This window comes from Martelella sp. AMO21009, assembly GCF_053484295.1.
On sequence record NZ_JBAKFR010000033.1, the window covers coordinates 40,008 to 46,666 of the forward strand.

A 6,659-nucleotide genomic window follows, 5' to 3' on the forward strand; every position below is an offset into this window, starting at 1 on the left:
GTTGTCTATGCCGGAACGGACGCCCGCTCAAGCCTCAGATGACGCCGAGCAGCTTCCACCACAGGAAGTCGAGCGGGATCAGCACCAGCGCGGTGATCGCGGTCAGCGGCGCCAATATCTTCATCAGCTTGGCAACCGGCTGCTCCGTGACCTGCATGCCGACCATCAGCGGGCCGGACTGATAGGGAAACAGCATCGTCGAAAAGCCGATCACCTGCGTCATCAAAACCGCCATCACGCTGAAGCCGGTCAGTTCCGCGAGTTCCCCCGCCATCGGGGTCAGAACGGCCGGCACGCCGGGCAGGATCGAGATCACCCCGACCACGAAGGCGATCAGCGACAGCGACATGAAGTTCAGGAAATCGCGCCCCGGCTCAAGCGGCAGGATATGTTCCATGCCGTGGGCGATCACGATGCCGAGCCCGGTATAGTTGACGACCGCGCCAAGCGCCAGAAACCCGCCCATGAAAAGCAGCACGCTGAAATTCACATGCTTGTCGAATTCGGCCGGGCCCACAGGCCCGACGCCCGGCCACAGCAGCGCGACCGAGGCGACAATGCCGACCCAGGCGGGATTGATGCCGTGGAACGTGTCGGTCATCCAGAAGGCGAGCGTCGTGACGAGAATGCCGACCACATACCATTGCCGCCAGCCGAGCGGCGACGAGGCGACCTCGGCCTTGCCTGCGCTCTGCGGGCGCGGCGTATCGGGAAAGATGCGCACGATCAGCGCGATCATGATGATACTTTTGACCACGCCCAGAAGCGGGAAATGCAGCACCATGTAATAGGCATAGGTGAGGTCGATATCGTAGATCGTCTGGGCCGCGCCGGCGAGAATGAGGTTGGGTACGTTGGACGGCAGCAGGGCGAAGCCCGGAATATGGCAGGCGAAGGTCACGGCGATGGCAATTGCGGTGCGGCCCGTCGTTCCCTTTTCGAAGCCGAGGCTGTCGGCGAGCGCGACGGCGATCGGCCACAGCAGGAAGAACCGTCCGAGAGACGACGGCATGACGAAGGTCAGCACGATGGAGATCGCGAATATGCCGGATATCAGGACAACATAGCTTCCCGAAAGGCGTCCGAGCAGCGCGCCGCCGATCCGCTGGCTGAGACCGGAACTCTTGATGGCCGCGGCGATCAGAAGCCCCGAAAACACCAGCCACATGGCGGCCGAATGGAAACCGGAAAAGACCACGTCGGGCGGGGCGAGTTTCAGCACCAGGGCGATGACGAAGAACAGCAGGCTTGCCAGATAGGGCGGCACGAGGCCGGTTGCCCAGAGGCTGAGCGTCACCAGCACCAGGCCAAGCGTGCGGGCCTGATCCGGGGTCATGAAGGAGACGGGGAAAAATGCGAATATGATCGCCAGTATGGCGATGCCCGCGACGATAAGTTTCTTGTAGGTCGGCATCGATAAGCCTTTGGATTGTTCTTTCGGTCAGTGTATGAGATCGGAAAGAACTGCGGAACTGCTACATGATGCCAAACGATATCGCGTTTCCGACAATTTTCTTCGAGGACGAGGCGCCGGGCTCGGTCCTCGACCCCGAGCGCCCCGTCACGGCGCGGGCGCGGCGCTGGAAGGCGGGCGAGGTCGGCCGCGAATCGCATTCTCATCCGCGAGGCCAGCTTTTGTGGGCGGAGGAGGGGATATTGCGGGTGCGCTCCGGGGGCACGCACTGGCTCGCGCCCTCCAGCCACTGCGTCTGGATACCAGGCGGGGTTGTGCATGCGGTGGCGATGGAAACCGATGTCGCGGCCTGTTTCATCTATATCGACCCCTCCGTGACCCGCGTCGACAAGAGCGCCTGCGAGGTTCTGCACATGACCGCGCTGATGCGGCATCTGATCCTCAAGTTTCGCGCGCTTGCGCTGGAGGAAGCGGCCGACAGGAGCGAACGGCTTTCGCGGCTGTCGGAAGTCATCATCGATGAACTGGCGACACTGCCGTCCGCGCCCCTCAGCCTGCCCGCCGGCAGCGATCCGCGCCTCAAGCGCGTCACCGGCCGCCTGCTTGAAAGCCCGGACGATCATGCCAACCTGGAGGAACTGGCGCGCTCCTCGGGCGCGGGCGTGCGTACGCTCGAGCGTCTGTTCCGCCGCGAGACCGGGTTCAGCTTTTCCGAATGGCGCAGCCGGCTCAGGCTGATGGAGGCGGTCAACGATCTCGGCCACGGAAGAAGCAGCACGGAGATTGCCGGGCGGCTCGGCTATCAAAGTGTGAGCGCCTTCGTTGCCGCCTTCCGCCGCCATTTCGGCGTGCCGCCGCAATCCTACATGAAGGACGGCTCGCTCTGAGAGGCGGCGCGATCAGGCTGAGGGCAGGTTGCGCAGATAGTCGGCAAGCCAGTCGATTTCGGCTTCCACCGCGGTGAACCTGTCGGTTTTCTCGATGCGTTTTGTTTGCGGCACGTGGGCATTCAGGTCGGCCATCGCCTGTGCGACGCGCGTGATCCGTTCCGGGTCCGGCGTCGGATCGCCGAGCCTTTGCCCTTCGGCATAGACGGCAATGGCATCGCACAGGCGTTCCGCGCCAACGACGGCGGGAAACCACGAAGCGGCCTCGCGGCCCGCCGGCGGCGGTTCGGCGCTGAATTTCTGAAGCTGTGTGCGCAGATCGGACAGTTTGCGATAGGCGGCAAATTCCGTTTCTCCGAGAGTCTTGCCGGCGCCTTCCGCGCCGCCGTCGGAGGCTGCGGCGAGAAAATCCGCAACGGCCCGGCTCGATGCGGCAAAGGCGCTTGCGAGCGTGACATTCTGCGAGCGGGGCCAGATGAGATAGCCGAAAACGAGCACGATCGCCGCGCCGACCAGAGTGTCGTCAAGCCGCTGCAGGCCATAATGAAACGGCGTCGCGGGAACCGCGATCTCAATCATGAGCAGGACCACCGGGGTCAGCAGCACGACCTTTGTGGCATAGCTGCGCAATGCCGCCAGTGGCTGGAGCGCGGCGAGCACGGCGATGGCGGCGACCAGCCCGATCCGGTCGGGGATCAGCTCGATCAGCGCCATCCCGATCAGCACGCCGATGACGGTGCCAATGCTGCGGTGGACGGCGCGCACGAACACCGATCCGAAATCGGGTTTCATGATGATGGCGACGGTGATCGGCACCCAATAGGCATGATCGCCGGAGACGAAGCGTCCGGCGATTTCCGCAATGCCGATGCAAAGCGCCAGCCGCAGCGCGGCGTCGATGACCTCGCGACCGACCACCAGCTTGCGAAGACTGGTCTGTAGGGCGGCGCGCGAGAAACGCGGAAGGTGGCGTTCGGTCGCATCGAGAGATCCGCCTTCGACGGTGTTCGTTCGCCACAGCGTATCGGAAAGCTGGCGGCAGAGTCGTGTGAGTTCTCCATCGCCTTCCAGGGTGGGTTGCCTGCCATTGGCCTCGTGCGCGTCTGCCACGGCGTCCAGCATGTCGGCCGCCGTCTGCCGTTCCTTGCGGTCGCGGTGCGCGCCGATGATCGCCATGGTCAGTTGATGGGCGAGCGACAGCATGTCGGCGGTCCGCGCCATGTCCCGGGTGCGTCCGGCATCATGACTGCGCATTTCGATCAGCATGTCATAGGCGGCCTTGGTCTGGTCGGTCACGGCGCGGCGGGCAGTCTCGGCGGCGGCGCGGTCCTGGGCGCGCGCCAGCCCGGCAAGCGCGCGGATGAGGTTTGCGCGCAGCACGCGTTCGGGTCTGTCGCGGTCGGCAAGGGCTTCGACGGCGAGCATGGCCGTGACGAGGGCGGCGCCCGCGGCGAAACAGGCGCCGACCGCCCATGCCGGCATGCTGCTCGCGGTGCTGGCGTGAACGATGGCGAGCACCAGCATGTAGAGCGCGCCTGTGGAAAATGCAGCGCCATAGCTGCTGATGATGCCGGAGGCGAAGCCGACAAGCACAAGGACAATCAAGGTCATCAAGCCGTGACCGGCTATTGCCGGTCCGATCAGGCACCCGGTCGCGCCGATTGCCGTGGAGATCGCGATCATCCTGAACCGCTCGCGATACCGGCCGAGCCGGGTCGTGACCTCGGTCAGGAACGCGCCGAGCGCGATGTAGAGGAACGGTGCGATATCGTTGGACAGGACGCCGGCAAGGAGCGGCAGCCCGGTGCCGACAGAAATGCGCAGGCAATGGTGCCACGGCTTGTAGGGCGCGGGCGTCAAAAGCGCGAGCTTGCGATACCAACCGGCTTTGAAACCTTGCATGTGCGGTCTTCCTGTCCAACTCCAGTGTCGCGGTTTCGGACATTTGACCGCAACTTTCAAGCGGCGCGCGCCATTCACAACCAGCGTTGATGGCACCCATCACGCCCGTTGCCCACCGGCAACACTGGCGTGTAAACGATCTCTCGAACGCCGTTTGAGGCTGGTCAAATTCCTGCAGCGGGCGTATAAGCGGCTCCGTTTTCAACGCCGGCAGAGGAGCAACCGCATGATGAATATCTGCAGCACTGTGTTGCTCCGCGTTCCACCACGCCGGCTCGCGTGACCTTTCACACGCCTCTTATACTTCCTAGATAATCAATCCCAACTGTTGCGGCCGTTTCGTTTTGGCCGCTGTTCCAGTCTCCGTCTCGTCCCGTGTCTGTGCGCCCCTGTGCCGCCGTTTTGGGTTTGAGGAGACATATTGGAGTCCGATCATGTTTCGCTGGTTTGAAACCCGCCTGAATCCGTATCCCGCTGAATTGCCCGATACGCCGCCCAAGGGTCTGTTCCCGTTTCTGTGGCATTATTCCAAGCCGGCAGCGCCCTGGCTTATTCTGATGTCGGTGGTTGCGGCCACGATTGCCTTTGCGGAAGTCTATCTGTTCCAGTTCCTCGGCGACATCGTCAACTGGCTGTCGACGGCCGACCGCTCGACCTTTCTGGCGGACGAGGGGTGGCACCTGTTCTTCATGGGCGCGCTGGTGCTCGTGGGGTTGCCCCTGCTCACGGCATTCGGGTCGCTGCTGATCCATCAGGCGTTGATGCCCAACCTGCCGATGATCGGCCGCTGGCAGATGCACCGTTACGTTCTGCGCCATTCGATGAACTTCTACGCCAACGAGTTCGCCGGGCGGGTATCGCAGAAGGTAATGCAGACCTCGCTTGCCGTTCGCGAAACGGTGATGAAGACGCTCGACATGTTCGTCTATGTGGTGAGCTATTTCGGGTCGATGATCTTTGTCGTCGCGGCGGCTGACGGGCGTCTGGTGATTCCGCTTCTGGTCTGGCTGGTGATCTATGGCATATTGCTGTGGTACTTCATCCCCCGGCTCAGAAGGATCTCGGCGGAGCAGGCCGATGCCCGTTCGCTGATGACCGGCCGCGTGGTCGACAGCTACACCAATATCGCCACGGTGAAGTTGTTTTCCCATGCGGGCCGCGAGGAGCAGTTCTCGAAGGAAGGCATGGACGGGTTTCTGGATACCGTCTACCGGCAGATGCGCCGGGTGACCCAGTTCCAGATCCTCGTCTATATCAACAACGCGATCGCTCTGTTCTCCGTCGGCGCGCTTGCGATCCACTTCTGGATGCAGGACACGATCACCGTCGGCGCCATTGCCCTGACGCTCGGCCTGGTCATGCGCATCGGCGGCATGTCGCAGTGGATCATGTGGGAAGTGACCGGGCTTTTTGAAAACATCGGCACCGTCTATGACGGCATGCAGATGATGACCAAGAAGCACGAGCTGACCGATGTCGAGAACGCGCCGGCCCTGACCGTTACCAAAGGCGAGATCGTCTATGACGATATCTCCTTCCATTACGGCAAGAAGGGCGGCGTGATCGAGGGTCTGTCGCTGACCATCAAGCCGGGCGAAAAGGTCGGTCTCGTCGGCCGCTCCGGCGCGGGCAAGACCACGATGATGAACCTGCTGTTGCGCTTCTTCGATCTGGAGAGCGGGCGGATCACCATCGATGGCCAGGATGTGTCGAAGGTGGCGCAGGACAGCCTCAGGGAGAATATCGGCGTCGTGACGCAGGATACCTCGCTGTTGCACCGCTCGATCCGCGACAACATCGCCTATAGCCGCCCCGGCGCGAGCGACGAGGCGGTGATTGCGGCGGCCAAGCGCGCCAATGCCTGGGACTTCATCCAGAGCTTGAGCGACATGCACGGCCGGATCGGTCTCGACGCCCATGTCGGCGAACGCGGCGTCAAGCTCTCCGGCGGCCAGCGTCAGCGCATCGCGATCGCGCGCGTGTTCCTGAAGGACGCGCCGATCCTGGTGCTCGACGAGGCGACCTCGGCGCTCGATTCGGAAGTCGAGGCCGCCATCCAGGAAAGCCTGTTCGGGCTGATGGAAGGCAAAACGGTGATCGCGATCGCCCATCGCCTGTCGACGCTGACCGAGATGGACCGTCTGGTCGTGCTCGACAAGGGCGAGATCGTCGAGATGGGCACCCATGAGGAGCTCGCCAATGGCCACGGCATCTACGCCGATCTGTGGCGCCGCCAGTCCGGCGGCTTCCTCGGCGGTGACGAAGACCTCATTGCCGATACCGCCGCTGAGTAAGATGCGCCGGGCCCGCTGAAAGGCGGGCCCGGTTTTTTGATGAGCCCGTGCCTCTCGTGTGTCGCCCTCGGGCTTGACCCGAGGGTCCAGGCAGCGCTTTCCGTGTCGCCTGGATGCTCGGGTCAAGCCCGAGCATTGTTTGTTGGATCTGCGCTATTGTTG

At 63.1% G+C, this 6,659-nt stretch carries 4 protein-coding genes; 2 read left to right on the plus strand and 2 right to left on the minus strand.

Annotated elements, in window-relative coordinates; translation table 11 throughout:
* Positions 1–34 precede the first annotated feature (34 nt).
* Entirely contained in the window at positions 35–1,414 is a 1,380-nt protein-coding gene (locus tag V6766_RS22015) for an SLC13 family permease (protein ID WP_448470216.1), read from the minus strand.
* Positions 1,415–1,479: 65 nt separating this feature from the next.
* Here V6766_RS22015 and V6766_RS22020 point away from each other — a divergent pair, with 65 nt between their 5' ends.
* Complete coding sequence (locus V6766_RS22020; protein WP_448470218.1) at positions 1,480–2,301, plus strand: AraC family transcriptional regulator; 822 nt, start codon at positions 1,480–1,482, stop codon at positions 2,299–2,301.
* A 12-nt stretch (positions 2,302–2,313) separates the two neighbouring features.
* Here the strand turns inward: V6766_RS22020 and V6766_RS22025 are convergent, their stop codons facing one another.
* On the minus strand, positions 2,314–4,203 hold the full coding sequence (locus V6766_RS22025; RefSeq protein ID WP_448470220.1) for an FUSC family protein: 1,890 nt from the start codon (positions 4,201–4,203) through the stop codon (positions 2,314–2,316).
* 434 nt (positions 4,204–4,637) lie between these two features.
* On the opposite strand from V6766_RS22025, the gene V6766_RS22030 reads away from it, so the two are divergent.
* Positions 4,638–6,497, plus strand: coding sequence for an ABC transporter ATP-binding protein (locus tag V6766_RS22030; protein ID WP_448470222.1), 1,860 nt, complete (start codon positions 4,638–4,640; stop codon positions 6,495–6,497).
* The last annotated feature ends 162 nt before the right edge of the window (positions 6,498–6,659 follow it).

Coding starts and splice junctions, on each gene's coding strand:
- V6766_RS22015 (WP_448470216.1), bottom strand. CDS start 1,414: ATGCCGACCTACAAGAAACTTATCGTCGCGGGCATCGCCATACTGGCG.
- V6766_RS22020 (WP_448470218.1), top strand. CDS start 1,480: ATGATGCCAAACGATATCGCGTTTCCGACAATTTTCTTCGAGGACGAG.
- V6766_RS22025 (WP_448470220.1), bottom strand. CDS start 4,203: ATGCAAGGTTTCAAAGCCGGTTGGTATCGCAAGCTCGCGCTTTTGACG.
- V6766_RS22030 (WP_448470222.1), top strand. CDS start 4,638: ATGTTTCGCTGGTTTGAAACCCGCCTGAATCCGTATCCCGCTGAATTG.